At 68.2% G+C, this 26155-nt stretch carries 24 protein-coding genes; 15 read left to right on the top strand and 9 right to left on the bottom strand.

Going from position 1 to position 26155, the window contains the following annotated elements:
- Window positions 1-49: 49 nt before the first annotated feature.
- The 3 genes from ACJH6I_RS08015 to ACJH6I_RS08005 all read left to right on the top strand — a co-directional run bounded on the left by ACJH6I_RS08015 (window position 50) and on the right by ACJH6I_RS08005 (window position 5021).
- Window positions 50-3040: a hypothetical protein gene (locus ACJH6I_RS08015; protein ID WP_406783918.1), complete on the top strand. Its 2991-nt coding sequence runs from the start codon at window positions 50-52 to the stop codon at window positions 3038-3040.
- Between the two features lie 51 nt (window positions 3041-3091).
- Window positions 3092-3868: an SDR family NAD(P)-dependent oxidoreductase gene (locus ACJH6I_RS08010; protein WP_043985653.1), complete on the top strand. Its 777-nt coding sequence runs from the start codon at window positions 3092-3094 to the stop codon at window positions 3866-3868.
- A 229-nt stretch (window positions 3869-4097) separates the two neighbouring features.
- Window positions 4098-5021: a DUF4349 domain-containing protein gene (locus ACJH6I_RS08005; RefSeq protein ID WP_060999192.1), complete on the top strand. Its 924-nt coding sequence runs from the start codon at window positions 4098-4100 to the stop codon at window positions 5019-5021.
- Window positions 5022-5367: 346 nt separating this feature from the next.
- Here ACJH6I_RS08005 and ACJH6I_RS08000 read toward each other — a convergent pair whose 3' ends face one another.
- From ACJH6I_RS08000 to ACJH6I_RS07990, 3 genes are all read right to left on the bottom strand, one after another.
- Window positions 5368-6495, bottom strand: coding sequence for an NDMA-dependent alcohol dehydrogenase (locus tag ACJH6I_RS08000; protein ID WP_267324439.1), 1128 nt, complete (start codon window positions 6493-6495; stop codon window positions 5368-5370).
- A gap of 173 nt (window positions 6496-6668) precedes the next feature.
- A complete protein-coding gene (locus ACJH6I_RS07995; protein ID WP_406783917.1) occupies window positions 6669-6971 on the bottom strand; it encodes a DUF732 domain-containing protein in 303 nt (100 codons plus the stop codon).
- Between the two features lie 101 nt (window positions 6972-7072).
- Window positions 7073-8104 carry a sigma-70 family RNA polymerase sigma factor gene (locus ACJH6I_RS07990; RefSeq protein ID WP_060999196.1) on the bottom strand — a complete coding sequence of 344 codons (1032 nt, stop codon included), beginning with the start codon at window positions 8102-8104 and terminating at the stop codon, window positions 7073-7075.
- Between the two features lie 60 nt (window positions 8105-8164).
- Here ACJH6I_RS07990 and ACJH6I_RS07985 point away from each other — a divergent pair, with 60 nt between their 5' ends.
- The 4 genes from ACJH6I_RS07985 to ACJH6I_RS07970 all read left to right on the top strand — a co-directional run bounded on the left by ACJH6I_RS07985 (window position 8165) and on the right by ACJH6I_RS07970 (window position 11343).
- Entirely contained in the window at window positions 8165-9004 is an 840-nt protein-coding gene (locus tag ACJH6I_RS07985; RefSeq protein ID WP_406783916.1) for an alpha/beta hydrolase, read from the top strand.
- A complete protein-coding gene (locus ACJH6I_RS07980) occupies window positions 9001-10029 on the top strand; it encodes an alpha/beta hydrolase family protein (protein WP_406783915.1) in 1029 nt (342 codons plus the stop codon). The genes ACJH6I_RS07985 and ACJH6I_RS07980 overlap by 4 nt, the downstream gene beginning before the upstream one ends.
- 76 nt (window positions 10030-10105) lie before the next feature.
- Window positions 10106-10855 (top strand): DUF2786 domain-containing protein, encoded by a 750-nt coding sequence (locus tag ACJH6I_RS07975; protein WP_406783914.1) that lies wholly within the window; start codon window positions 10106-10108, stop codon window positions 10853-10855.
- A complete protein-coding gene (locus ACJH6I_RS07970) occupies window positions 10852-11343 on the top strand; it encodes a TIGR04338 family metallohydrolase (RefSeq protein WP_406783913.1) in 492 nt (163 codons plus the stop codon). The genes ACJH6I_RS07975 and ACJH6I_RS07970 overlap by 4 nt, the downstream gene beginning before the upstream one ends.
- A gap of 101 nt (window positions 11344-11444) precedes the next feature.
- Here ACJH6I_RS07970 and ACJH6I_RS07965 read toward each other — a convergent pair whose 3' ends face one another.
- Window positions 11445-12449 (bottom strand): DUF4331 family protein, encoded by a 1005-nt coding sequence (locus ACJH6I_RS07965; RefSeq protein WP_406783912.1) that lies wholly within the window; start codon window positions 12447-12449, stop codon window positions 11445-11447.
- Between the two features lie 85 nt (window positions 12450-12534).
- Here ACJH6I_RS07965 and ACJH6I_RS07960 point away from each other — a divergent pair, with 85 nt between their 5' ends.
- The 7 genes from ACJH6I_RS07960 (at window position 12535) to ACJH6I_RS07930 (ending at window position 19036) form a co-directional block, all read left to right on the top strand.
- Window positions 12535-13200, top strand: coding sequence for an O-methyltransferase (locus ACJH6I_RS07960; RefSeq protein ID WP_267324441.1), 666 nt, complete (start codon window positions 12535-12537; stop codon window positions 13198-13200).
- A complete protein-coding gene (locus ACJH6I_RS07955) occupies window positions 13200-13595 on the top strand; it encodes a hypothetical protein (protein WP_267324442.1) in 396 nt (131 codons plus the stop codon). The genes ACJH6I_RS07960 and ACJH6I_RS07955 overlap by 1 nt, the downstream gene beginning before the upstream one ends.
- 78 nt (window positions 13596-13673) lie before the next feature.
- A complete protein-coding gene (locus tag ACJH6I_RS07950; RefSeq protein WP_406783911.1) occupies window positions 13674-15014 on the top strand; it encodes an FAD-binding oxidoreductase in 1341 nt (446 codons plus the stop codon).
- Entirely contained in the window at window positions 15011-15757 is a 747-nt protein-coding gene (locus tag ACJH6I_RS07945) for a DAPG hydrolase family protein (protein ID WP_133425791.1), read from the top strand. The genes ACJH6I_RS07950 and ACJH6I_RS07945 overlap by 4 nt, the downstream gene beginning before the upstream one ends.
- Before the next feature lie 75 nt (window positions 15758-15832).
- Window positions 15833-16903, top strand: a complete 1071-nt coding sequence (locus ACJH6I_RS07940) for an alpha/beta hydrolase family protein (RefSeq protein WP_406783910.1) — start codon at window positions 15833-15835, stop codon at window positions 16901-16903.
- On the top strand, window positions 16900-18111 hold the full coding sequence (locus tag ACJH6I_RS07935; protein WP_406783909.1) for a saccharopine dehydrogenase family protein: 1212 nt from the start codon (window positions 16900-16902) through the stop codon (window positions 18109-18111). Before ACJH6I_RS07940 ends, ACJH6I_RS07935 begins: the two co-directional genes overlap by 4 nt.
- Window positions 18112-18205: 94 nt before the next feature.
- Window positions 18206-19036 carry a PaaX family transcriptional regulator C-terminal domain-containing protein gene (locus ACJH6I_RS07930; RefSeq protein WP_406783982.1) on the top strand — a complete coding sequence of 277 codons (831 nt, stop codon included), beginning with the start codon at window positions 18206-18208 and terminating at the stop codon, window positions 19034-19036.
- Here the strand turns inward: ACJH6I_RS07930 and ACJH6I_RS07925 are convergent.
- Window positions 18973-20139, bottom strand: coding sequence for an ankyrin repeat domain-containing protein (locus tag ACJH6I_RS07925; protein ID WP_406783908.1), 1167 nt, complete (start codon window positions 20137-20139; stop codon window positions 18973-18975). The two genes, ACJH6I_RS07930 and ACJH6I_RS07925, sit on opposite strands and share 64 nt — an antisense overlap.
- Before the next feature lie 82 nt (window positions 20140-20221).
- The gene (gene ilvD / locus ACJH6I_RS07920; RefSeq protein WP_061006526.1) at window positions 20222-21922 is read right to left on the bottom strand and encodes a dihydroxy-acid dehydratase; all 1701 of its coding nucleotides are present in this window, start codon (window positions 21920-21922) and stop codon (window positions 20222-20224) included.
- A gap of 75 nt (window positions 21923-21997) precedes the next feature.
- Here ilvD and ACJH6I_RS07915 point away from each other — a divergent pair, with 75 nt between their 5' ends.
- Window positions 21998-22327 carry a metal-sensitive transcriptional regulator gene (locus ACJH6I_RS07915; protein WP_061006525.1) on the top strand — a complete coding sequence of 110 codons (330 nt, stop codon included), beginning with the start codon at window positions 21998-22000 and terminating at the stop codon, window positions 22325-22327.
- A gap of 70 nt (window positions 22328-22397) precedes the next feature.
- On the opposite strand, the gene ACJH6I_RS07910 is transcribed toward ACJH6I_RS07915, so the two are convergent.
- From ACJH6I_RS07910 to ACJH6I_RS07900, 3 genes are read right to left on the bottom strand one after another with little or no spacing between them, the layout of a single operon-like run.
- Window positions 22398-23984, bottom strand: coding sequence for a hypothetical protein (locus ACJH6I_RS07910; protein WP_061006524.1), 1587 nt, complete (start codon window positions 23982-23984; stop codon window positions 22398-22400).
- A 13-nt stretch (window positions 23985-23997) separates the two neighbouring features.
- Window positions 23998-24696, bottom strand: a complete 699-nt coding sequence (locus tag ACJH6I_RS07905; protein WP_061006523.1) for a cysteine hydrolase family protein — start codon at window positions 24694-24696, stop codon at window positions 23998-24000.
- Window positions 24693-26117 carry an allophanate hydrolase gene (locus tag ACJH6I_RS07900; protein WP_061006522.1) on the bottom strand — a complete coding sequence of 475 codons (1425 nt, stop codon included), beginning with the start codon at window positions 26115-26117 and terminating at the stop codon, window positions 24693-24695. The genes ACJH6I_RS07905 and ACJH6I_RS07900 overlap by 4 nt, the downstream gene beginning before the upstream one ends.
- Window positions 26118-26155: the final 38 nt, after the last annotated feature.

The following is a 26155-nucleotide window of genomic DNA, read 5'->3' as shown; positions in this document are numbered from 1 at the left end:
GGGGCACATGGCTGGCAGTCATCGTGAAGTCGACGTACGCGGATCGCGTTTGGCATTACTGGGAGTCGCGGCGGCGACCGCAACGGCCACCGCCGTCGTCGCGCCCGCGCCGACGCCCACGGCGTTGCTGGCCCAGACTCACCGCGCGGTGAACCTGACGGCCGCGACCACGCCCTACCAGGCGTTCCAGAACACCGTCGACACCGTCTTGCCGGCGCTGGTCAATCAGTTCGGTCGCAAACCGACCGTGACGCTGCAGACGCTGCTGGCGCAGATCCCGCCCAGCTTGCTGACCGATGTGCTCAACGCCAATATCGGCAACATCAACGTGCCGTCGCTGCTGAACATGCTGAGCCCCGATCTCGTCTCGGGTCTCACCTCGCAAGTGGGCGCCGGGACGACGTCGCAACTGAGCACGGCGATCAGCGCGGCCGTCAGCTCGGCACTGAACACCGCGCTGTCGGGCCTGACCGGCACGAGCTTCCTGAGCACGTTGCAAACGGGACTGGTGAGCGCACTGGTCGGACCGCTGCAAACAATGCTGGGCGGGCTGTCCATCACCGTCCCCATCGTCGGGATACCGCTGAGCCTCTCTGGTCTGCTCAACGTCTCCGGCCTGGCCACCACGGTGGCCAACCTCGTCGCCACCGACCTCATCGGGCAGCTGACCACCAGCATCACCAGCGGTCTGACCGGCGGCCTGTCCGGCGGCGCGCTGACCAACGGCCTCGGCGGCACGCTCACCGGTGCATTGAGCGGCATCGTCACCGGCAACCTCGGCGATCTGGTGAACCCACTGCTGCAGGCCGCGGGTTTCCAGGACGCCGCGGGCAACATCGGCGTCGGCACGCTGCTCGACCTGGCCGGGTTGAACCTCGGCAGCCTCGTCGACAGCAACGCCATCTCCGTGACCACCGCAGGCCCGGCCTTCACGCTGGCCAGGCTGCTGGGCGTCGACGTCGGTTGGACCCCGGGCACCGAAACGGCCATCGCCGACCGCGTCAACAACACGGGGTACCTCACGCTCGGCACCGACACCCTGAAGGACGCGCTGGCGACCAACCTCACCAACGCACTCAATACCGGTGCACTGGCGACGAGCCTGACGCCCATCCTGACCACCGCACTCACCAGCACTCTGACGAGCTCACTCACCACCTCGCTGACGACTGCGCTGACCAGCGCCCTGACCAGCACCGTGGACGGCACGGTCGGCAGCACCAGCACTCTGACCACGGCACTGACGACCGCCATCAGCACCGCCGTCGGCGACCTGGGCCTGAGCTACGTGCCGCTCGTAGGCCTACCGATCGACCTCACCAGCACTGTGGTGAACGCGCTGAATCCCCTCATCGGCGGTCTGGTCACCGGCCTCACCGATGGGACGAGTATCAGCACTTTGGTCAACAGCACCGTGAGCAGCACGGTCACGAGCGTCGTCGGGACCGTGGTCACCGGCGCCACCAGCGGACTGTCCGGCACGGTGTCCGGGGCGTTGACGGGCGTGCTGAGCAGCGCGGTGCTCGGCGTCGTCGACGCCATCCCGTCGCTGGACGTCGGGTCGGTCCGAGTGCCCATCGTGGTGGCCAGCGGCCTGGGCGCGTTCTCGGCCGGCGCGGCCTACCGGGACGTGCTGGCCAAGTTGTCGTCGCAGCCGGGCGGGCTCAACTACACGGGTGCCACGTCGATCGCCGGCAGCCTGACCCTGTTGCCGGAGATTCTGCTCAACAACGCGGGCCGCGCCAATGGCGGTGTGCTGGCGCGATTCTCGTCATTCCTGCGGATGCTGGGCATCAACGCCGTCACCCCGGACGTCGCGATTACCAGCAGCGGCGGCACCGCGCTCGGCGGTACCGGGCTGGCTCTCGGCGGTGCGAACCTGGTGCCCGTCAAGATCGACGCGACCGTCGAGTACCAGCCGCTGTCCGACTTCGCGGCCTGGGCGAACCCGGTGACGTTGTTGAACAACATGGCGGCCGGGCTGATGCCGACGTACATCCTGCGCGGCGTCGACCAGGCCACGGCGGCCGGTCAGCTGATCACGCAGCTGGAGTCGATGGTCACGAATCTGGCGGGCGGCGGTTCGGCCAACACCAACATCTATCTGACGGCGGCGGCGAACCACCTGCCCCTGCTGGAGCCGGTCTACCTCGCCGGTGATGCGTTGAACCTCGTCGGTCTGACGCCTGTCGGGAACGTCGCCTACCGGTTGGGCAACGCGCTGTCGCCGGTTCTGACCAGTCTGGTGAATCTGGGCTATTCGGACGCGTATTGGGATCCTGCCTCGGGCCAGTACCTGCGCACCCTGAACACCGCGGCCACCCCGGTGCAGTTCGGGACCCTGCCGCACATCGATTGGTCGAAGGTGGTTCCCCGCCTGATGACGTCATTGGTCACGGGATTCGAGAAGGCGTTCACCGGCCCGGTCTCGATGCCGAACGCCATCTCGGAGGCGATCTCGGTGATCAGCAAGGGCGGCAACCTGTTGAGTCTGGGTGCGCTGCCGTCGTCGGTCGCCGCAACCCCGACGCCCGCGGCGGTGGCAGCGTCCGCCCCGACCGCGACCACCAACAAGTCCAAGCCATCGACGCCCACGGCCATCGCCGCGACGCCCACCACCGCGGCGACCGGCACGCAGACGACGGGCACGACAGCGACCTCCACGACGCCCGCCGAGTCCCCTGCGGCTGAACCGACGACGAAGGACCTCACGAAACCCAAACATGCCAAGGACGATGCCGCCGGGCCGACGGCGGCGACGGGTACGGCGAACGACAAGGCGGCGCCGGACGACAGCAAGCCCGCCGACGCGACCAAGGGCACGGACAAGGGCGCGGACAAGGGCGAGCGCAAGGCGGGCAAGCCCAAGACCACCAAGACCACCAAGGCGCCGAAGCCCAAAGGCAATGCAGAGAGCGCGGATTCGTCCGCGGCGAAAGTCGACGCCGACAACGCGGGAACAGGCCGGCACCGGGCCCCGTCGTCGACCGGCGGCAAGCACCGCGCGCCGGAATCGGGTAGCGGCAAGCACGCCGCCTGAGCTTTGCCAGGTCCGTCCCGGTGAGCGGACGGCCTCGCATACGCTGTCGGCGTGGATATCAATGGAGCTAGCGCGGTCGTCACCGGCGGCGCGTCAGGAATCGGTGCGGCTGTTGCCCGTCAGTTGGCCGCCAAGGGTGCCCGGGTCGTCATTGCCGACCTCCAGGCCGAGAAGGGCGAGGCGCTCGCCAAGGAGATCGGCGGCGTCTTCGTCACCGTCGACGTCACCAACACCGAGCAGATCATCGACGCGGTCAAGACCGCCGCTGACCTCGGCCCGCTGCGTGCCCTGGTGAACTCGGCCGGTGTCGGCTGGGCCCAGCGCACCATCGGCAAGGACGGCGAGTTCGAGTCGGCGCACAACCTGGACCTGTACAAGAAGGTTCTCGACATCAACCTGGTCGGCACCTTCGACTGCATCCGCATCGCCGCCACCCAGATGAGCAAGAACGACTTCACCGAGGCCGGTGAGCGTGGTGCCATCGTCAACATGACCAGCGTCGCGGCGTTCGACGGCCAGATCGGCCAGGCCGCGTACTCGTCGTCCAAGGGTGGCGTCGTGGGCCTGACCCTGCCGGTCGCGCGCGACCTGTCGGCTGTCGGCATCCGCGTGAACACCGTGGCCCCCGGCCTGATCGACACCCCGATCTACGGCGAGGGCGAAGCCTCGGAGGCCTTCAAGGCCAAGCTCGGCGAGTCGGTGCTGTTCCCGCACCGCCTGGGCAAGCCCGAAGAGCTGGCCTCCATGGTCGTCGAGCTGCTGACCAACTCGTACATGAACGCCGAGGTCGTCCGCGTCGACGGTGGCATCCGGATGCCTCCGAAGTAGTAGTCCCTCAGCCGGTTTCGAAAACCCCCAATCCCCAACGGGATTGGGGGTTTTCGGTGTTTTGGGACGGGAGCGCCGACGCGATCCGATGAAACCTTCGCAGCGGCGGCCAACGCAACTGGACGGCGGAGAAACCGGCCTCGTGGCGCCGTGCAGTTGCGTTCGGCGCAACCCGTGGCTGGACATTCCCCACCGAATTCCTGTGAAACCGTCGGTACGCTGGGCAGGCATGAGTCGCATGCGGTTCCGGCCGATCGCTTTTCTCGCGTTGTTGATCGCCTCATTGTGGTTGGTGGCCGGGTGTAGCGGCGGCAACTCGACGCGGCATTCCGAGTCGGCGCCGGCGGCGGCGCCGCTGAAGGGCGGGGCCGGTGCGGACTTCAAAGGCGGCGCCCCGGAGGCGCCCGCGCCGCCGGTCGATCCGGCGCGCGATGTCGTCAAGACCGCGTCACTGATCCTCGTTGCCGCCGACCCGGCAGCCGCGGCGGACAAAGCCACCGCGATCGTCGACAAGGCGGCTGGTCGAGTCGACGAGCGCTCGGACGACGCCGGGTCGACGTCCGGCCGCGCGAGCGTTCACCTGGTGCTGAGAGTCCCCGCCAACGGGCTCGACGCCGCCCTGGCCTCCCTCAAGGGACTCGGGACTGTTCAGACACTCGAGGTCAAGACCGACGACGTCACCGCACGCCGCGTCGACCTCGACGCCCGGATCACCGCGCTGAAGACGTCGGTGGACCGGTTACTCGGAATCATGCGGGACTCGAAAGACCCCGATGCGCTGATCAAGGCCGAGGACGCACTGTCGTCGCGGCAGGCCGAGCTGCAGAGCCTGCAGGCGCAGCGTGACACCCTCCGCGACCAGATCACCTACAGCTCCGTCGATGTCCAGATCACCGCTGAGCGCACCGGCGGTCCCGCGCCGGAGCGCTATCACGGCTTCTTCGGACAGGTCGAGCGAGGCTGGGATACGTTGTGGGCCTTCGGTTCTCACCTGGTCCTGGCTTTCGGCTTCCTGCTGCCGTGGCTGATTCCGCTCGCGGTCCTCGGCGGGGCGCTCTACGTCTTCGTCAAGTGGACCGGCTCGCGTCACAAGAGCAGCGCACCGGCAGAGCCCGATACGCCGTCGGAGCCCACTGTGGACTCACCGCAGTAGCTATTAGTCGAGTGCCCGCAACCGCGCGTTGACCGCGAACCTACGCACATGCTCACTCGAACTTCTACGCGCTCAGTTCGCACTCAACGCCCACGCGAGATGAAAGCCGGGGCGGAGAAATCCGTGGGTTCAGTCAATTCGCACTGGCGGCCATTGTGATTGAAGTCAGGTAACGCTCCAGGCTGCCAGAGGTCCATGAATGCACTGACCATCGGCAGATCGCCACTTCGATTGCATTCAGGTACTTTTCCGGCCGAGCCGGGGGGACGTCCTGACGGCGGCGGAAACGCGAAAACCCCCAATTTCCAGGAAAATTGGGGGTTTTGCGACTGTTCGCGAGAAACAGTTACCAGTCGGACTCGTCGAAGGTGACGACGCCGCGAATGTTGTTGCCGTCCAGCATGTCCTGGTAGCCCTGGTTGATGTTCTCGAGCTTGTAGGTCCGCGTGATCATGTCATCGATGTTCAGCAGCCCGGACTTGTACAGCGCGGCCAGGCGCGGGGTCTCGATGTGCGAGCTGCCGCCACCGAAGATGTTGCCCTTCAACGTCTTCTGCAACATGGTGAACAGGAACAGGTTCAGCTTGACGTCGGCGTCCATCATCGAGCCCATGCCGGTGACGACGCAGGTGCCGGTCTTGGCCGTCAGGATCATGGCCTCTTCGATGTACTCGCCCTTCATCTCGCCGACGGCGATGATGACCTTGTCGGCCATCAGGCCCCAGGTGAGGTCGATCATCGGCGCGATGGCCTCGGTCATCGAGGCGTACACGTGCGTCGCACCGAACTTGATGGCCTGCTCGCGCTTCCACGGGTTGGGGTCGATGGCGATGACGTGCTTGGCGCCCGAGATCACGGCGCCCTGCAGTGCGCTCATGCCGATGCCGCCGACGCCGACGATGGCGACGGTCTCACCGGGCTGGACCTGGGCCACGTTGGTGGCCGAGCCGAAGCCGGTCGGCACGGCGCAGCCCATGATGGCGGCCGACTCGAACGGGATGTCCTTGTCGATTTTGACGACAGAGTCCTTGTGGACCGTCATGTACGGCGCGAAGGTGCCCAGCAGGTTCATCGCCGCGACCTCTTTGCCGCCGGCGGTGTGAATGCGGTTGGTGCCGTCGGCGATCGCCTTGCCACCCAGCAGGACGGCGCCGCGGTCGCACAGCGAGCGGAAGCCCTTCATGCACGGCGGGCAGGAGCCACAGGCCGGGATGAAGGCGAGGATGACGTGGTCGCCCTCTTCGATGCCGGTGACGTTCTTGCCGACCTTGGTGACGACGCCCGCGCCCTCGTGCCCACCGAGACAGGGCAGCGGCATCGGGGTCGCGCCGGTGGTCAGGTGGTAGTCGGAGTGGCACATGCCGGCGGCATGCATCTGGATCTGTACTTCGTCGGCAACAGGGTCACCGAGGTCGATCTCCTCGACCTGGAACGGGGAGTTCACTTCCCACAGCAGAGCGCCTTTGGTCTTCATGACGAAGATCATAGCCACAAAGTAGGAACACGTTCCAGAATGATGGTATAGAGGCGCTCTGACCTGCGTAGATGGTAACTAAGAACCTACTCGCCAGTCACCTGCAGACTAGGGTGGCTAGTGTCCCGCGGCGCTCGTCGCCCGGCCGACGTCGACGCCGCGCCCGGGCTGAACTACCCGGCCGCGAAGTCGGGGCACAGGTGCGTCGTCGAGGCGCTGACGAACAGCGCGCCCTGGTTGAAGGCGTACGCCTTCTCGACCACTGTCATCTCGTCGAGAACCGTGACGCCGCCGCGCAGGTCTTTGCAGACGCCCTGGCCGGCCGCCACCATCTGGTCGGGCGTCTTGCCCGGCAGGGTGGCCCCGTTGATGCTGATTTCCTCCAGGAACGAGCCGGGGCTCGCGGTCGCTGCCGGCGCCGCCAAAACGGCAGTGGCTGCGGTGATCACGGCGGCACCGAGCAACACGATCTTCATGATCGATCCCTTTCGTCAGCGGGTCACGAGGCTGTGCCACTGAACGTATCGGCGATCGACACGTGGAGATATAAGGGAGATCCCTACCGTTCGGGTAGCGGTCAGAGGCTGGGCGCGAGCCCGAACTTCTCGAACAGCGTCGGGTCCATGAACGCGACGACGTGCGAGATACCGTCGGCCTTGATGTCCAGTACGTGCAGCTGGAACGCCTCGTGCCGGCCGGTCTCGGGGTTGCGCATGTACATGCCCGCGGCGGACTGCCCGTTGGCGGTGGTGACGACGAACCGCATGTCGCCCGGGTGCTCGGCAGGGCATTTGAACCGGGACAGCTCGACGATGTCCCGCGGGCCGGAGTACCAGGTGTCGAACGGCGGCATCTCCCACACCGAATCGGCGGTGAACAGCTTGACCAGCGCATCCATGTCGTACGACTCGAAGGCATTGACGTACTTGGCCAGCAGGTCCTTGGCTTCGTCGGACTCCGGTGCGACGAGGACGTCGTCCTGGCTGGGGCCGACGGCGTCGAGCTGGGCGCGCGCCCGTTGCAGCAGGCTGTTGACGGCGGCGGTGGACGTGCCGACGGCCTCGCCGACCTCGGCGGCCTTCCACTGCAGCACGTCGCGCAGCACTAGGACCGCGCGTTGCCGCGGCGAAAGATGTTGCAGCGCAGCGATGAACGCCAGCCGCACCGACTCGCGGGAGCCGACGATGGTCTGCGGATCACCCGGTGCGTCATGCACGTCGGGCAGCGGCTCGAGCCAGGCGGTGTCGGTGCGCTCGGTGATCTCGGCCTGCGGGTCGGCCGCCGGCTGGCCGAGCCCGGACGGCAACGGCCGGCGTTGACGGCCCTCCAATGAAGTCAGGCAGGTGTTGGTGGCGATGCGGTACAGCCACGTCCGCACCGACGACTTGCCCTCGAAGTTGTCGTAGGCCTTCCAGGCCCGCAGGTAGGTCTCCTGCACCAGGTCCTCGGCGTCGTGCAGAGAACCGGTCATCCGGTAACAGTGGGCCAGCAGCTCGCGCCGGTGCCGTTGGGCGTCGGCCAGGAACGCATCCCTGGACAGTGCCGGTGCGGCTGCCGCGTCTTCTCTGAGGACACTCACGTGACCCAGGGTACGCAGGGGGTGTGACATCCGGCGGGCGTCACGGCGGCGACGGACGCGCCCGGGCCGGACCCCGGATATTGTCTCTCCATGGCCACGACCCGCAGCGAACGTAGCTTCGACGGTATCGGCGGCACCAAGATCGTCTACGACGTCTGGGTGCCCGAGACCGACCCGACGGGCGTGGTGGTGCTATCCCACGGTTTCGGTGAGCACGCGCGTCGTTACGACCATGTCGCGCAACGGTTCGGTGAGGCCGGTCTGATCACCTTCGCGCTCGACCACCGCGGCCATGGCCGCTCGGGCGGCAAGCGCGTGCTGGTCCGAGACATCTCCGAGTACACCGGCGACTTTCACCACCTGGTCGGCATCGCGACCGCCGAATACCCCGAACTGAAGCGCGTCGTACTCGGCCACAGCATGGGCGGCGGCATCGTGTTCGCGTACGGCGTCGAGCACCCCGACGACTATCACCTCATGGTGCTGTCCGGTCCCGCGGTCGACGCCCGGTCCCAGGTCGGCCTGCCGTTGGCGCTGGCGGCCAAGCTGCTGGGCTCCATCCTGCCCGGGCTGCCCGCGCAGAGCCTGCCGTTCGACGCGGTGTCGCGTGATCCCGAGGTGGTCGCGGCCTACAACGCCGACCCGCTCGTCTACCACGGCAAGGTGCCCGCCGGGGTGGGCAAGGTGCTGATCGGGGTCGGCGAGACCATGCCGCAGCGCGCCGCCGCGCTCACCGCACCGCTGCTGGTGGTGCACGGCGAGGAGGACAAGCTCGTCCCGGTGGCCGGCAGCCGCAAGCTGGTGGAGTGCGTCGGCTCGTCCGACGTGGCGCTGAAGGTCTACCCGGAGCTGTACCACGAGGTGTTCAACGAGCCCGAGAAGGCAGTGGTGCTCGACGACGTCGTGAGCTGGATCGAAGTGCGCCTGTGAAATGGGCTGTCCGCCTGGTGGTTTGGCTGGCGGTGCTGGCGGTGGCGGCCTGCGGGTCGGACGCCCGGACCGACTGGGTCGATGAGGATGTCACCTTCGTCGCCGACGGTCTGACCATCCACGGCAGCTACCGGCACGTGCCCGGTGCCGCCGCGGCGCCGTCGGTGTTGCTGATCTCCGAGAGCGGTCAGACCGACCGCAACGGCGACAACGCCGTCGCGGGCAAGGTCGGCAACATGCGGCAGCTCGCCGAGTACCTGTCCGGCAAGAACGTCGACAGCCTGCGCTACGACAAGGTGGGCACCGGCAAGACGGGCGTCGGGCCGCACGCACAGAACCTGCGCGACGTGGGCAGCGCCGTCTACACCGCCGGCGCCAAGGCGGCCGTGCGGTTCCTGGCCGCCCAGAAGGGCACCGACACGTCGCGAATCTCGGTGTACGGCTTGGGCGAAGGCACCGTGCATGCGCTGGCGCTCGCCACCGACACCGGCGCGGGCGCACCCAAGATCCGGTCGCTAGCGCTGCTGCAGCCGCTGGCCGGACGGTATCTGGACGTCATCACCAACCGGGTGCGGGCGTCGGTCGATGCCGACGTGAAGGCCGGGGCCAAGACCCGGGAGCAGGCCGACCAGGTGCTGGCGGACTGGGCCGCGGCCGTCGCGACGACGCGCGCCACCGGGGTCCCTCCGGCCAAGCTGCCCGAAGGCCTCGGCGCGATCCTCAACCCCGGCAACGCCAAGGTGGTGTTGGAGGCCGACGCCATCGACCCGCTGGCGCTGGCGGCGGAGGTCCCGAATGGCACCCCGGTGCTGCTGACCTGCTCCGACTCGGACGTGCAGGCGTTCTGTGAGGCGGAGCAGCCGCTGATCAAGGCGCTGGCGCACACCGCGCTGACCGTGGTCCCGCTGAAGGGCGTCAGTCATGTGCTGCGTGACGATCCCACCGACAACGTCGCCAACTACGCGAACAAGGCGCCGCTGTCTCCGCAGCTGATCACCGCGCTGGACGGATTTGTCGGACGGTAGCCGTACACTGCCGCCATGGGGGATAAATCAAGCGTTATGAATCTGAAAGTTCTTGTCGGACAAGGTGGTTGGCGCCATGAGTGACGACAGGATGTTGGCACGGATCGCGGCGCTGCTGCGGCAGGCCGAGAACACCGACAATGCGCACGAGGCCGAGGCGTTCATGGCGGCCGCGCAGCGCCTGGCCACCACGACGTCGATCGACCTGGCGGTGGCGCGGGCGCATTCGGCGACCCGGACCGCGGCGCAGGAGCCGGTGCAGCGCACCGTCACCATCGGCGAGGCGGGCACCCGGGGGCTGCGGACGTTCGTGCAGTTGTTCGTGCTGATCGCCCGGGCCAACGACGTGAAATGCGACATCGCGTCAAACTCGACGTTCGTCTACGCCTACGGATTCGCAGAGGACATCGACGCCACCCACGCGCTGTACGCCAGCGTGGTGGTGCAGATGGTCAAGTCGTCGGACGCGTACATCTCGACGGGTGCGCACCGGCCGACGCCGACGATCACCGCCCGGCTCAACTTCCAGCTGGCGTTCGGCGCCCGGGTCGGGCAGCGGCTGGTCGATGCGCGGGAGGAGGCCAGGCAGGCGGCGACGGCCGAGCGCGCCGACCAGCCCGGGACGGCGCTTGCGTTGCGCAACAAGGATCTTGAACTGGTGTCGTTCTACAAGAAGACGTCGCAGGCGCGGGGGAGCTGGCGGGCGACGAGTGCTTCGGCGGGCTACTCGTCGGCAGCGCGGCGGGCCGGGGACCGGGCTGGGCGCCGGGCGCGGCTGGGGCCGAGTCCCGAATTGTCCGGGGCGCGTACGGCTCTGGAGCGATGACCCGCGACGTACAACGGTCCGCGGTGTATGCCGCTGAGCAGTTCGTGCGCACGTTGTTCGACCGCGCCGGGGAACGCGGCAACCGGGCGGTCGAGTTCTTCGGGACGCAGTTGACGTTGCCGCCCGAGGCGCGGTTCGGATCCCTCGACGCGGTGCGGCGCTATGTCGACCAAGTGTTGGCCATGCCGGCGGTGGCGGCACGGTGGCCCGACGCCGGTGCGGTGGCGGTGCGGGCGCGCCGGGGAGTGACGGCCGCGCACTACGAATCCGGTGCCGGTGGCGCGGTCATCGCCGTCCCCGAACGCCAATCCACCTGGGCGCTGCGGGAATTGGTCGTCCTGCACGAGGTGGCGCACCACCTGTCCGCCGCGGTGCCGCCGCACGGGCCGGTGTTCACCGCGGCATTCTGCGAGCTCGCTGACATGGTGATGGGCCCGGAGGTCGGGCACATCCTGCGGGTGGTGTACGCCAAAGAGGGCGTGCGCTGACCCCTTTCCCGCGAGCGTCCGTGTTTGTACGTGGACACGCCGCGTTCGGTGTGTAGTCCGCGCACGCTCGCGGCCGGCGAGCGTGCGTTTCCAGTGCCGTCCTAATGCGGCGGCCCCAGATACGGGAAGACCTGCAGGGTGTCGGTGTGCGGGCTCAAGCCCGACGGCGGGCAGTCGCCTTTGGTCAGCGAGGCCAGCCGGTAATCGATGACGTCATCGGTGAACACCCGCCCGTTCGGGTACTTGGCCAGCAGTGCTGGGTTGAACGTCAGCATGTCGGGCAGGATGCCCTCGGCGTCGACCGCGGCGACGGCCTCCTCATCGGTGTAACCACCCGTGTGCCCCAGGAGGTGCACGAACATCGGCATCCAGCGGTCCCGGTCGTGCTCCGGCTCGCTGGCGTTGTACTCCTCTTTGGTGTCATCGGTGTTGAAGAAACTACTGACCGACGGGTGCCCGGCCCGGTCGACGTGCAGCAGCGTGCCGTCGCGGCGGACGCTGCAGCGGCCCCAGATCCGGATGTCGGGCGTGGTGCCCAGCAGCTGCGCGGTCGGCAGTTCCAGGACCATCGAGCACACGTTGGCCTGGGTGTTGGAATCCACTCCGGTCCAAGGGAATTCGCCGCTGAGGTGCAGGGCGGTGAAGTTGCGGCCACCCCTGATGTCGAACAGGTTCTTGATGCCGTCGAAGTCGAAGAAGAAGGCGTCGCTGCGGGCGCCGGCGAAGAACGTGTAGTCGCCGGACTCCGCGATCGCCGGCTCCTTGCCGAACGCCACCTCGACGCCCTCGAAGATCTTGTCGCCCACCGCTTCCGGTGACTCAGCGGCCTCTCCGGTTGCCAGGTAGACATCGACGGTCTGCCGTCCCGAGTCCGGCTCCGAGAAGACATAGCTGAATGCGATGTCGTTGCGCAGGTCGCCGTCGTTGTCGATGGCGAGACGGTAGATCGCATCGGGATGCAGCGTGTCGGCGTTGGGGTTGGCGTTGAGGATCAGCACCGTGCGCGCCGGGTCGGCCGGCGATTGGAACGCGTACAGATCGCAGAGGTCCAGGCGCTGGTCGCCCAGCGGCGGGCCGAGGCTGAGGCCCGTGAAATGATTTGACATAGCCGTCATTCAAGTGGTCGGCGGGCCCCGCCGACGGGGAATCGGCCAATCTGGGGACCTGATTCTCCCGCGCTAACCTGGGGCCATGACGCAACCCGAACCGCAGGCTGTCGACGAGATGTTCAACCGGGTGCTGCACACCGAGGATGACGTACTCGCCGCGGCCCGTCAGTCGGCCGTGACGGCCGGTATGCCGGCCATCGAGGTGTCTGCCCAGCACGGAAAGTTGTTGTCGCTGTTGGCGACCATCAGTGGCGCAACCCGGGTGCTGGAGATCGGCACACTCGCGGGCTACAGCACCATCAACCTCGCGCGCGGTATCGGCGCCGAGGGCCGCGTGACGACGTTGGAGTACTCCCCGGAACACGCCGCCGTCGCGCGCGCCAACTTCGAGCGGGCCGGCGTCGCGGATCAGGTGGAGGTGCTGGTCGGAGCGGCGCTGGACACCCTGCCGCAGCTGGCGGAGCGCGGCGAGCAGTTCGACTTCTTCTTCATCGACGCCGACAAGGAGAACAACACTGCCTACGTCGACTGGGCGGTGCGACTGGCGGCGCCCGGCGCGGTGATCGTCGTCGACAATGTCACGCGCATGGGCCGGGTGCTCGATCCGGCCGCCGATGATCTGCAGGCGCAAGGCGTGCGCAACATGCTCGAGCTGTTGGGTAACCACCCGCGTCTCGAGGCTGCCGCCATCCAGACGGTCGGCGCCAAGGGCTGGGACGGCTTCGCCGTGGCGCGGGTAGGAAAGTAGTGCTCAGGGTCGTCGCCGCGGGACTCGCGCTGGCCGTCGGCCTCGCGCCGACGGCCTCGGCCGACGCGACGCCGCTACCGGAGGTGCCAGTCTCGGCGGGGACGACGTTCGTCGACGATCCGGCGATCGTCGACCCCCATCCGTTGGCCGCGGAGTCCTGGAGCCGGCTGGACCCGGAACCAGCCGTGGCGCTGAATATTTCGCTCGGATCGCCCGACTGCTACGGGGTGCACGCCACCGCGGTGGAGACAGACCAGGCCGTGACGGTCACATTGACGGCCGGCCGGCGGTCGGATCGCGAACGCATGGTCTGCACCATGATGATCATGCCCGGCACGATCGTCGTGCCGCTGGCCAATCCTGTCGGTGGTCGGGCGGTGCTCACGACCGCATAGGTCCGCAACGCGAATTTGACGCAACCGCCGATTCCCGGTGTTACGTTTCGCTGGGGCGTCGAGGCGTGAGGAGTTGCGGTGACAGCTTTGGCCGAGGTCCGACATTTCCGCCGCGGCGACGCGGGCTACGACGAGGCGCGCTGCGAGACGGTGTGGAATGCCCTTGTGCCGCAGCGCTTTCCGGACGTCATCGTGCAGGCATCGTGCACGGCAGACGTGGTGCTGGCGGTCCGGTACGCCGGTGCGAACAATTTGGCGGTCGGTGTCCGGTCCGGCGGGCACAGTTGGTCGGCCAACCACCTGCGCGACGGCGGCATGCTGCTCGACGTGAGCCGGCTGGACACCTGCCGGGTGGATCGCGATGCGATGACCGCCGTGGTGGGGCCCGGAAAAGGCGGCAGCGTGCTGGCGACCGAACTGGAGCAGCAGGGCCTGTTCTTCCCGTCGGGACACTGCCGGGGCGTGCGGCTCGGCGGGTACCTGCTGCAAGGCGGCTACGGGTGGAACAGCCGCGTGCTGGGGCCGGCCTGCGAAAGCGTGCTGGCTCTCGATGTGGTCACCGCAGACGGTGAGCAGATTCGTTGCGATGCCGAGCAACACCCCGACTTATATTGGGCGGCAAGAGGATCCGGTCCCGGGTTCTTCGGTGTCGTGACGGCGTTCCACCTGCGCCTCTATCCGAAGCCGCCGGTGTGCGGCAGCAGCCTGTACGTCTACCCTTTCGAGGCCGCCGACGAGATCTATGCGTGGGCCCGCCGCATCAGCGCCGACGTGGACCGACGGGTGGAGCTGCAGATCGTCGCCTCCCGGTCGATGCCGAGTTCGGGTCTGAAAACGCCGGGCATCGTGCTGGCCTCACCGGTGTTCGCCGACAGTGACGACGACGCGAAAGATGCAGTGGCGCTGCTGGATACGTGCCCGGCGCGCTCACATGCCCTGATGGCCGTGCCGTACGCGCCGACGAACCTGCCCACCTGGTACGACGCGGTGATGAGCAACTACCTGAACGACCACCGCTACGCCGCGGACAACATGTGGACGTCGGCGTCGACGGCCGAGTTGCTGCCGGGCGTGCGGAACATCCTCGAGACCATGCCGCCGCACCCGTCACATTTCCTCTGGCTGAACTGGGGGCCGTCGCCCGCACGGCAGGACATGGCCTACAGCCTCGAGGACGAGGTCTACCTGGCGCTGTACGCCGGCTGGTCGGATGCCGCCGACGACGAGAAGTACGGCGACTGGGCCCGCTCCAACATGTCGGCGATGTCCCACCTGGCCACCGGCATACAGCTGGCCGACGAGAATCTGGGGGCCCGCCCGGCCCGGTTCGCCACCGACGCGGCGATGGCGCGACTGGACGCGGTGCGCGCACAATATGACCCGGAAGGTCGGTTCTACGCCTGGATGGGACGGACATGAGCTACCTGGGTTACCGCGGCGACGACGCGGACACACCGTTCGGCAGGTTCTTCAATCCGGAGATGGCGGCGCTGCCACGTCATGTGGTCGAGGCGCTCGAGCATGGGCCGCAGGCCGGTCCGGTGTTGCCCGACTTCGACGATCCGTTGGCCGCGGACGGTTACCAGCAGACCGAGAACGGCTACGGCACGCTGTCCGACGGCGGCTACACCGTCGCCGTCCGCACCGACATGCCTGGTGTGACGCCCGAGATGTGGGACTGGTGGTTCGGCTGGCACGGCTGCGACGCGCGCCGCTACAAGCTGTGGCATCCGCGGGCGCACGTATCGGCGCAGTGGCGCGACGGCCGCGACGATCTGGCCTACGTCGGCCGGACCTCACTGGTCGAGGAGTACCTCGGCTCGTCGCTGAGCTCGGTGGCGATCCAGTTCGTCGATCCCGCTTCGCAAGGGCACGCCGGGCTGGCCATCGTCGCTCGCCTCGGCTCGGCGGACATCCCGGTCGACATCGGCTGGCTCGTCCATCAAGTGCGGCCGACGGCCGACGGCGCCGAGATGCGCTCCAGGTTCTGGATGGGCGGGCAGCACGTCAGCTTCCGTGCGGGTAAGTCCTTGGCAGATCACGCGTTTCGGGTTCTCGCCGCGCGTCAGCTGCCGCACCCGCGTGATCTGCTGGTGCACTGCGCGCAGGAGATGAACCACCTCGCCGGCTTCCTGCCGCAGCTCCACGCGCAGTTCAGCTAGCCGCTGGGATCTACTGCGAGCGGGGTGTGGCCGACGCCACCGACATAAAACTATCAATCACGCTACGATCGTGACATGAGTGATAGTTCTGCGTCGACTCGTCGACTGCCCGGCTGGGTGCGTCGCACGCTGATCGCCTTGGGCGCTGTTGTCGCCGTGGCGCTGTCGGCGGGCGGTTGGGTGCTGTACGCCAACGACTTCGCGATCCGCGAGCAGCGCGTCACGATCCCTGCGCCGGCGCAGCCGCTCGACGGCGTGCTGGCCCTGCCCAAGAACGGGAAGGGGCCGTTCGGCCTGGTGGTGTTCGTTCACGGTGACGGTCCCGCCGACGCCGGCCGCGACGGGTTCTACCGGCCCATCTGGGAGTCCTTCGCGAAAGCCGGCTATGCGTCGTTGTCGTGGAACAAGCCCGGCATCGGCGGCGCTCCCGGCAACTGGCTGAACCAGAGCATGGCCGACCGGGTCGACGAGACGAGCGCCGCGATCGACTGGGCCCGCACCCAGCCGGACATCGATCCACACCGCGTCGGTGTCTGGGGCATCAGCCAGGGCGGCTGGGTGGCGCCCGAGGTGGCGGTGCGCAAGCCGGACCTGCAGTTCCTGATTCTCGTTGGCCCAGCGATCAATTGGATGCGCCAGGGCGAATACAACCTGCGCGCCGAACTGCGGGCGCGTGCGGCGCCGCAGGCCGAGCTGACGGCGGCCCTGGCGCGGCGGGAACGGACGAACCAGCTGCTGCGCGACGGCGCCACCTACCACCAGTACCGTATGGCCGGCATCGACGCGTCGCCGATGTCTGCGGACCGCTGGGGTTTCGTCGCGCGCAACTACCGCGCCGACATAAGCGCGATGCTGCCGCATCTCACGGTCCCGGTGCTGCTCGAGCTGGGCGAGGCCGATCGGAATGTCGACGTGGCCGAGACCGAGCGCGTCTACCGCGCACTGGTACGTCCCGATCTGCTGACGGTCCAGACCTACCCGCACGCTTCGCACAGCCTCGCGAAGGAGGACCTGGAGAACAATCCCGACAGCGTAAAGGCCTACGCGATAGGAACTTTCGCACCTCGGCAGATCTATGCACCCAGCTATCTCGACAATCTCCGGCGTTATGTGCAGGAACTGCCGGCTGCCAAGGAGGCCCGATGAGGATCCTCGCGTTGGGCGGCCCCGGTGCGATGGGCGCCGTCGCGGTCCGACTGGCCGCGCAGCTGCCCGGGGTTGACGAGATTGTCATCGCGGACCGCAACGCTGCCGCCGCACACCGGCTGTGCGGACAACTCGCCGACGCTCCGGTGCGGGTCAGCGCCGTCCACGTCGATGTCACGGACGACACGGCCCTGCGCCAGGCGCTGGAACCCGCCGACCTCGTCGTCAACACCGTTGGGCCGTACTACCGCTTCGGGGTCCCCGTGCTGCGGGCCGCGATCGCGGCGGGGACGCACTACGTCGACATCTGCGACGACTGGGAACCAACGGTGCAGATGCTCGAATTGGACGAAACCGCCCGTGCCGCAGGCATTTGCGCTGTCATCGGCATGGGGGCCAGCCCGGGTGTGAGCAACCTGCTCGCCGCCACCGCGGCGGCCGAACTCGACACAGTGCGCGACGCCTACACCGCGTGGCCGGTGGACGTGCCCGGTGGGGGAGCCGACGGCGGTGAGGTGCTGTTGGACCCCGACGGCCGGCCCTCGGCCGCGGCCGTGCACTGGATGCTGCAGAGCAGCGGCAAGATTTGCACCGTCCGGAGCGGACAGCTGACATTCGAGCGTCCGTTGCGGCCGGTCGGGCTGACCTTGCCGCGCGGACGCCGCGGCACCGCGTACACGGTCGGACATCCCGAGCCCATCACGCTGCGGCGCACGCTCGGGCTCAGCGGCGAGGCCGTCAACCTCATGGTGGTCCGGCCGCAGACGCTGGCGTATCTCGACGTGCTGCGCCGGGACACCGACCGGCGCCGGTTGACCCACGAGACGGCGGCTCTGCAGTTCGCGAAACCGAATCTGTTGCGCTACTTGCGGTCTGTCCCATCGTCCCTACGCCGCAAGGGGCCGGGCACGCTGCCGCCGTTCTTCGCCGCGGTGTCCGGCACCCGTGCCGGACGCGAGCATGTGGTGCTGGCCCACCTCGACCTGTCCGGTAGCGCGGCAGGGCTGTTCGGAGACATGGCCCGGGCCACCGGTATCCCGTTGGCGTTGGGCCTGGCACAGATCGTCGACGGGACCGCTCGGCGTCCGGGAGTGCACCCACCAGATGCCGTCATCGACGCGCCACGGTTTTTCGCCGACCTTGCCCGCCGGCTCGATCAGCCCGCCGGCCGGCCGCTCGTCGTCGTCGAACGGGACGAGCGTGCCTAGACTTGGGAGCCCCGCACGTCGTGCCGCGGGCGCAAGGAGTTGACCGTTGGAAGACGCACCCATCGAAGTGCCGACCCGCACGCTCGTCGAGAGCATGCTGCGGGACGACGCGACCATCGATGCCGGAGCACTGTATGACGTCGCGGGCGAGCTCGGCATGACGGACCAGCAGGTGCGGTTGTGCATCAAACGACTGGTCGCCGACGGGCAGTTCGTCCAGGACGGGCGCGGCCGAAAAGCTGTGCTGCGCGCGACAGACGAGCTGCGCAGCACCATCACGCCGGACCTCGACTACCTGCGGCTCATGTATGCCCAGGACCGGGGCGACGCGCCGTGGGATGGTCGCTGGCACGTGGTGGCGTTCGCGGTCCCGGAGTCCGTCCGGCCCGCGCGTGACGCCATGCGTGACGCGATCGTGCGCCTCGGTGGCGCCGCGGTTCAAGGTGGTCTGTACGTCTCCCCGAACGATTGGGACAGCGAGATAGCGGCCGCAGCAGAACAATTGGCGATTGCCGAGCACGTCACCACGTTGACCACCACGGATCTGACCGTCGGTGGCACCGATGAGCCCCGTGGCGTCGCCGGCCTCCTCTGGCCCCTGGGCGACATTGCCGAACGGCACCGGCGGTTGCTTGCCGTCGCTGAGCGGGCACTGGCCGTGCTGCCGGATGCCTCCCCGACGGCGCAGCTCACCGTCGCGATCGAACTGGCCGCCGAGTTCACCCGCGCCGTCGAGCCCGACCCACTGCTGCCGCCGGAGTTGTTGCCGCAGCCGTGGATCGGCGTGGCCGCTCGGGCGAAGGTCGCGGACTGCTGGGCGGAGCTGCTCAAAAGTGATGGACCACAACGCATCAAGCTGTTTCAGTGGTACTCGGAAGTGGTGGCGGAGGTCGCGGCGCGGAGCAGTTCCGCCGCCTCGGTCTGATAGGCGTGCTCGGCCCACTGCAGCGGGGTCGAGCCGAATCGGCCGTCGGTGAGCGCCGGGTCGGCGCCCGCCTCCAATAGCCGTCGGATCAGCGCCAGGTCACCCGCCCAGGCGGCCTGGTGCAGCGGCGTCGCGCCCTCGTCGTCGCGGGCATTCGGATCGTCAGGGAAGGCCGGCTCGACGATTTCGACGCCGGAGACATCGATGCCCTCCCGCTCGAGCAGCGCGAGACGGTCACTGAACCCGTGCGCTGCCGCCCACTGAATCTGCCTCTGCCACATCTGTTCTCGGGCTTCCATGGCCTCGCCCAAGCGGCGCTCCCACGGGCTGGGCCCGGCGTCGGCGAGCCCGTGGGCGAACAGCAGCTCCAGGTGCGAATTGTCGGGGCGGAACATCCGGTTGTAGAGCGCCTGCTGGTCGACCGGGTGGGCGCCGCGGCTCAGCAGCAGCGTGGCGAGTTCGGGTGCGTACGGATGCCGGGGCTGCCGCCGCGGCCCTTGCTCGCCTTCGCCGAACACGCCGGTCAACAGCGTGAACGGCGTCGACATGCCGCACCACAGGTACCCGCCGTTCGGATCAGCGCCGGCGTCGAGCAGCAGCGCCGCGGCCGCCACGACGTCATTTGCACTGCGGCCCAGGGGAATCCGCGAGTAGCAGAGGTACATCAGGGGGACCCAGCCGAACGGTCCGCCTGCGGTGTTGGCCAGTGCCGGCTGCCTGGCGAGGTGATCGGCAATCGCGACCGGGTCGGCGGCTGAGGCCGCGGCCCAGATGGTGCGGGTGACCACTTCGGGCTCGGCGGCGAACAGGTCGGCGGCCGACTGCCAGCGGGGCGGGGCATCGGATTGGTCGTAGCGCAAGGATGCCCACGAGCAGAACCGGTCGGCCGGGTCGAGGGCGTCCTCGTCGACGGCGCCGGGATCGGCGCTCAGATCAGCGGCCAGCCGCAGGTAGTGCACGAGTGCCGGCCACCCGGTGAAGCCATAGCGGCGGGCGACGGCAAGTTGGGCGGCGTGCAGCGGGATGCCATTCGCCCGTTGCAGTTCGCGTGCTTCCACGCGGAGCTTGTCCAGGGACGGATTGGTGGGCAGTGTGCTGGCCATGACGGCCTCCTCTCATGCGCCCACAGAGTGATTTGTGCACGATTTTCCGCGTCTACCGCGGAAAATCGTGCACAAATCCCGGTTAGGTGCAGACGGCGCCGACGGCGGCGGACTGGACCAGCTTGGTGTACTTGGCCAGCACGCCGGTCTTGTAGCGCGGCGGCAGCGGCTCGAATCCCTCACGGCGCGAAGCCAGTTCGGCCTCGTCGACCAGCAGGTCCAGCTTGCCGTTGGCGACATCCAGCCGGATCCGGTCACCGTCGCGCACGAACGCGATGGGCCCGCCGTCGACGGCCTCCGGCGCGATGTGCCCGACGCACAGGCCCGTCGTGCCGCCCGAGAAGCGGCCGTCGGTCATCAGCAGTACGTCCTTGCCCAGGCCGGCGCCCTTGATGGCGCCCGTGATGGCCAGCATCTCGCGCATACCCGGACCGCCCTTGGGGCCCTCGTAGCGGATGACGACGACGTCGCCGTGCGTGATGGTGCCGTCCTCCAGCGCGTCGAGGGCGGCTCGCTCGCGCTCGAAAACCCTTGCGGTGCCTTCGAAGACGTCGGATTCGAAGCCGGCCGACTTCACGACGGCGCCTTCGGGAGCCAGCGAGCCGTGCAGGATGGTGATGCCGCCCGTCGGGTGGATCGGGTTGTTCATCGCGCGCAGCACCTTGCCGTCCGGGTCGGGCGGCGCGATGTGGGCGAGGTTCTCGGCCATGGTCTTGCCGGTCACGGTGAGGCAATCACCGTGCAGCAGACCGGCATCCAGCAGTGCGCGCATGACGACGGGCACGCCGCCGATCTCGTCGACGTCCTTCATCACGTGGCGGCCGAAGGGCTTCACGTCGGCCAGGTGCGGCACCTTGTTGCCGATGCGGGTGAAGTCGGCAAGGGTCAGCTCGACCTCGGCCTCGCGGGCGATGGCCAGCAGATGCAGCACCGCGTTGGTGGAACCACCGAAGGCCATGACGACGGCGATGGCGTTCTCGAACGCTTCCTTGGTCAGGATGTCGCGGGCGGTGATGCCGCGGCGCAGCATCTCGACGACGGCCTCACCGGATTTGCGGGCGAACTCGTCGCGGCGCTTGTCGATGGCGACGGGAGAAGCGCTGCCCGGCAACGACATACCGAGGGCCTCGGCCGCCGAGGCCATGGTGTTGGCGGTGTACATACCGCCACAGGCACCCTCACCCGGACAGATCGCGCGCTCGATGATGTCGACGTCCTCGCGGGACATCAGCCCGCGGGCGCACGCGCCGACCGCTTCGAAGGCGTCGATGATGGTGACTTCCTTCTCGGTGCCGTCGGTCAGCTTCGCGACGCCGGGCATGATCGAGCCGTTGTAGAAGAAGACGCTGGCCAGGTTCAGCCGGGCGGCGGCCATCAGCATGCCGGGGATCGACTTGTCGCAGCCGGCGAGCAGCACCGAGCCGTCCAGGCGCTCGGCCTGCATGACGGTCTCGACGCTGTCGGCGATGACCTCACGCGACACCAGCGAGAAGTGCATGCCCTCGTGGCCCATCGAGATGCCGTCGGAGACGGAGATGGTGCCGAACTCCAGCGGGTAACCGCCGGCGGCGTGCACGCCCTCCTTGACCGACTGCGCCAGCCGCTGCAGCGACATGTTGCAGGGGGTGATCTCGTTCCACGACGATCCGACGCCGATCTGCGGCTTGACCCAGTCGTCGTCACCCATCCCTACCGCGCGCAGCATGCCGCGGGCTGCGGTTTTCTCCAGGCCGTCGGTGACGTCGCGGCTGCGGGGCTTGATATCGGGCTGGTCAGAAGACATGCAGGTAAGTATGCCAATCGCCGGCAAACCGAATTTCATTGGATACCCCTAAGGGGTATGCGGTACGCTGGGCTCATGACGGCAGAAGAGTCGGGCGCACCTGAGGCAGGCCACGCCGAGCCCCAGCACGGCTACTCGCCCAACAAGGATAACTACGCCAAGCGGCTGCGGCGGGTCGAGGGACAGGTCCGCGGCATCGCGAAGATGATCGACGAGGACAAGTACTGCATCGACGTGTTGACGCAGATCAGCGCGGTGAACAGCGCGCTGCAGTCGGTCGCGCTGGCGCTGCTCGACGAGCACCTGGGGCATTGCGTGAGCCACGCGGTGGCGGTCGGCGGCGACGAGGCCGAGCAGAAGCTCGCCGAGGCGTCCGCGGCGATCGCGCGGTTGGTGCGCTCCTGAACCGGTTGACCCTGCGCTGAGGGCGCATTCGTGTGAGTAAGCCCAGCCCTCACTACAGGGTCAACGGTGCCTAGTGCCCGGCGACGACGTCCGACTCGTCGACCGTGACCGGGTCGTCGGCGCCGGGTAACCGCGAGTACGCGGCGCACACCAGCCCGAAGAGCAGATAGCCCAGGGCGACCTGCGGGCTGGCGGCCCACGACACCTCGGGTGCGTGGATCAGGCCGATGAAGGACAACGCCGCACCGACGGCCGACGCGATCGCCGCGTACAGGAACTTCTTCTCGAGGATGAAGGTCACCATGGTGCCCAGGATCAGCCCGACCAGCACCGCGCCCTCGCCGAGAGTCTGCAGACCCTGGTAGACCACGCCCGCGCCGTTGAGCTTGTCCAGCCCCACCGCCGCGGCCGACGTGCCCGCCGCGTTCAGCGCGTTGTCGACCAGGCCGCCGGCCCATTGCGCGAGGTTGGGCAGCAGGGCGGCCACGACGGCGACGGCATGCAGGCGGGGTACGGCCTGGAAGGCCTGCGCCCCGATCAGCAGACCGATGTACAGCAGGATCGGCACGATCGCGGGCACCGGCAACAGCGCGTCGAGCACACCGAACAGGCCCAGGAAACAGAAGGCCCCGATCAGCACGCCGCTGGCGAGCGAATACCCGGCTCGGCCGCCGGCGTCCTTCCAGCCGGGGTGGCCGATGTACACAGCGGGCGGGAACGGCGAGCCGAAGGCCGACCCGATCACCGCACCCGCGCCGTCGGCCAGCAGCACGCTGCGCAGGTTGTAGTTGTCGCCGGCGGCGGCCGCGCTCTCCACGTTGCTCATCGCCTCGGTGAAGTTGTAGACGCCGAGGGGAATCGCGGTCCCCAGCAGCGGGGCCAGATGCGAGAGCCCCGAGAACAGCATGCCGATCCGCAGGTCGGGAAGCCCGATCGCGATGTCGGACAACGCTTTTGCGACGTCGGGCGCCGACATGAACCCGCCGATCCACCCGATGGCGGTACCGACGAGCAACGCGGCCAGTCCGGTCGGGATGCCGAACGGCAGCTTCACGTCGGTGAAGAACCCGATGAGGATGATCGCCAGAACCGGCAGGCCGATCCACGCCGCCTCCCACATCTGCGCGGCCGGCCGCATCGAGATGAAGGTGATGGAGATGCCCGCCAGCGTCCCGAGCATGGCCGCCCGCGGCGTCAGCTTGCGGATGTACGGCCCGACGAACGCACCGATCATGACGATGATGCCGATCATGAAGGCCCACGCCAGCCCGGCCTGCCACGCCTGCATCGCGTCCTTGGTGTGCAGATACACCGGCAGCATCACCACGAACACCACGATGAACATGTGCGGCACGCTCGGGCCGTAGGGCAAAGCCGTGACGTCCGTGCGGTTTTCGCGCCGGGAGAGGCGGCGGGCCAGGAACGTGTAGTAGAGGTTCCCCAGGATCAGGGCCACCCCGAGCGCGGGCAGGATGGTGCCCAGCACGTCACCGGCCGGCACCTTGACGACGCCGATCATGAGACCCGTCAGCGTCAGCACGTTGACGAGGATGTTGAACCCCAGTCCGAAGAACGCGTTGGTGTCGCCGCGCGTCCACCACGGGATGGACAGCTTGGGGGTATCGGCGGCCGGGGGATCGGAGACGTCGGTGGACATGGGCAGGTCCTCTCTAAACCGCAGAAGCTGACGGGGCGGCAAGTTGTTGCAGTGCGGGGATGACCGCCGCGGTGTCCGCGACCCAGCCGAAAATGCCGCCCTGGGCGGCGATCATCTCCAGGCCCACGCGCTGGAACTCGGGGAAATATGAACCGACGCAATCGGATACGACCAGGCACTCGTAGCCGCGGTCGTTGGCTTCACGCGTGGTGGTGTGCACGCACACCTCGGTGGTGACGCCGGTGACGAGCAGCTGCGTGATGCCCGCGCCAGTCAGCGCGTCCTGCAGCCCGGTGGCGTAGAAGGCGCCCTTGCCCGGCTTGTCGATCACGAGCTCGCCGTCGATCGGGGCCAGCTCGTCGACGATGTCGTGACCGTATTCGCCGCGGATCAGGATGCGCCCGTACTTGCCGGGGTCACCGATCCGCTTCGACGGCGCACCGCGATTGAGTTTGGCGGGCGGGCAGTCCGACAGGTCGGGTTCGTGGCCCTCGCGGGTGTGGATGACCATGATCCCGGCCGCGCGGGCCGCGGCGATGAGCGCCGCCAGCGGTGGCACCACTTTGAGCAGCTGGTCCACGTCGTTGCCGAGGCTTTCGCCGAACCCGCCGGGCAGCAGGAAGTCGCGTTGCATGTCGATGACGATCAGCGCGGTCTGCCCCGGGACGAGCGAGAACGGTGTCGGTGCGGCCGGTACCTCGACAGATGTCATGCGGACTCCTTGACCGTCGCTGCGGCGACTTCGTTTGTCGCGCGGGGCTCGTCGAGGATTTGGGCGGCCAAGGTCAGCGCGGTGTCGTCCGACAGCGCGTTGCCCAGCAGCATCGCGCTGGACGGCCGTCCGTCACTGGTCACGCCCAGCGGGACCGCGACGCCCAACAGATCGAGCAGATTGCCGAAGTGCGTGTAGTGGCCCAGCATCGTGTTGCAGTTGATCGGATTCGCCTGCACCTGTTCGACGGTGAAGGTGGTCCCGATGGTCGGCACGACGAGGACGTCCATGCTCTGCCAGAGGCGGCCCACCTCGGCTTTGAGTTCCTGCAGTTTCTGCAGGGCGGCGAAGGCGTCCACCGCGGTGTAGTTCAGGCCGCTACGGAAGATGTCGCGCACCACGGGGTGGATCGAATCGGGTTGTGCGGCAAGAAAATCGCCGAACTCGACGAGCCTCTCGGCGACCCAAGGGCCCTGGTAGAGCAATGCACCCGCGGCGAGGAACGGCGCCAGGGACACCTCGACGATGACGGCCAGGCGTTCGAGGTGCTCACGAAAGTTGAGGTGCGCCGCACGCATGGCGTCGTCGTCGAAGAACTCGAGCTCGGCGATCGGCGGCAAGCCGACCCGGATCGGCGTGCCGTCGTGGCGCGGTCCCCGATCGCGCGACCAGGCGTCGGCGTCGTCGCGACCGGCCATCACGTCGAGAACCCGGTCCACGTCGTCGATGCAGCCCGCCATCACGCTGAGGCAGTCCAGCGACTTGCACGCCGGTACCAGTCCGACGGTGCTGATCAGCCCGCGGGATGGTTTGAAACCGACCACGCCGTTGAGAGCGGCAGGCACCCGCCCGGATCCGGCCGTGTCGGTGGCGACCGCGAACGGCACCTGGCCCAGCGCCACCGCCAGCGCGGAACCGGAACTGGACCCACCCGAGATGAGGCCACCACCGAAGACGCTGCGCGGCACGGTGTAGGGCGTGCGGGTGCCGTTGAGGCCGGTGGCGAACTGGTCCAGGTTGGTCTTGCCGACGTAGAGCGCGCCCGCGTCGAGCAGGCGTTGCACCGCCGGCGCGGTCCGCTCGGCGACGTACGCGTAGTCCGGGCAGGACAGCGTCGTCGGCACCCCGGCGACATCGATGCTGTCCTTCACCCCGAACGGCACGCCGCACAGCGGCAGCGTACGCGCCCCGGGCCGGTTCTCGATCTCGGCAGCGGCCTTCAGGAGCTCCTCGCGCGGCACGACCGACAGCCACGTGCCGTCGTCCCCGCGCGCGGCGATCGCATCGGCGACGCGGGCCGCGGTCTTGACCGGGGAGCCGGTCCCACCGGCGTGGGATTCGAGGATTTCGGCCACCGACGGGCCGATCGTCGGACCGGTACCTAATACCTGGTCAATCCCGCCGTACGCATCTGAACCCATGCCTGACGATTGTCGGCACGATGATGTCGCCGGCAGTC

It is taken from the genome of Mycobacterium sp. SMC-13 (genome assembly GCF_045311035.1).
GTDB lineage: Bacteria > Actinomycetota > Actinomycetes > Mycobacteriales > Mycobacteriaceae > Mycobacterium.
The sequence above is the reverse complement of the archived record's forward strand: the minus strand, read 5'-3'. Positions and strand labels throughout refer to the sequence as shown.

Coding starts and splice junctions, on each gene's coding strand:
- ACJH6I_RS08005 (WP_060999192.1), top strand. CDS start 4,098: ATGAGTCGCATGCGGTTCCGGCCGATCGCTTTTCTCGCGTTGTTGATC.
- ACJH6I_RS08000 (WP_267324439.1), bottom strand. CDS start 6,495: ATGAAGACCAAAGGCGCTCTGCTGTGGGAAGTGAACTCCCCGTTCCAG.
- ACJH6I_RS07995 (WP_406783917.1), bottom strand. CDS start 6,971: ATGAAGATCGTGTTGCTCGGTGCCGCCGTGATCACCGCAGCCACTGCC.
- ACJH6I_RS07990 (WP_060999196.1), bottom strand. CDS start 8,104: ATGTCACACCCCCTGCGTACCCTGGGTCACGTGAGTGTCCTCAGAGAA.
- ACJH6I_RS07985 (WP_406783916.1), top strand. CDS start 8,165: ATGGCCACGACCCGCAGCGAACGTAGCTTCGACGGTATCGGCGGCACC.
- ACJH6I_RS07975 (WP_406783914.1), top strand. CDS start 10,106: ATGAGTGACGACAGGATGTTGGCACGGATCGCGGCGCTGCTGCGGCAG.
- ACJH6I_RS07970 (WP_406783913.1), top strand. CDS start 10,852: ATGACCCGCGACGTACAACGGTCCGCGGTGTATGCCGCTGAGCAGTTC.
- ACJH6I_RS07965 (WP_406783912.1), bottom strand. CDS start 12,449: ATGTCAAATCATTTCACGGGCCTCAGCCTCGGCCCGCCGCTGGGCGAC.
- ACJH6I_RS07960 (WP_267324441.1), top strand. CDS start 12,535: ATGACGCAACCCGAACCGCAGGCTGTCGACGAGATGTTCAACCGGGTG.
- ACJH6I_RS07945 (WP_133425791.1), top strand. CDS start 15,011: ATGAGCTACCTGGGTTACCGCGGCGACGACGCGGACACACCGTTCGGC.
- ACJH6I_RS07940 (WP_406783910.1), top strand. CDS start 15,833: ATGAGTGATAGTTCTGCGTCGACTCGTCGACTGCCCGGCTGGGTGCGT.
- ACJH6I_RS07935 (WP_406783909.1), top strand. CDS start 16,900: ATGAGGATCCTCGCGTTGGGCGGCCCCGGTGCGATGGGCGCCGTCGCG.
- ACJH6I_RS07930 (WP_406783982.1), top strand. CDS start 18,206: ATGCTGCGGGACGACGCGACCATCGATGCCGGAGCACTGTATGACGTC.
- ACJH6I_RS07925 (WP_406783908.1), bottom strand. CDS start 20,139: ATGGCCAGCACACTGCCCACCAATCCGTCCCTGGACAAGCTCCGCGTG.
- ilvD (WP_061006526.1), bottom strand. CDS start 21,922: ATGTCTTCTGACCAGCCCGATATCAAGCCCCGCAGCCGCGACGTCACC.
- ACJH6I_RS07915 (WP_061006525.1), top strand. CDS start 21,998: ATGACGGCAGAAGAGTCGGGCGCACCTGAGGCAGGCCACGCCGAGCCC.
- ACJH6I_RS07910 (WP_061006524.1), bottom strand. CDS start 23,984: ATGTCCACCGACGTCTCCGATCCCCCGGCCGCCGATACCCCCAAGCTG.
- ACJH6I_RS07905 (WP_061006523.1), bottom strand. CDS start 24,696: ATGACATCTGTCGAGGTACCGGCCGCACCGACACCGTTCTCGCTCGTC.
- ACJH6I_RS07900 (WP_061006522.1), bottom strand. CDS start 26,117: ATGGGTTCAGATGCGTACGGCGGGATTGACCAGGTATTAGGTACCGGT.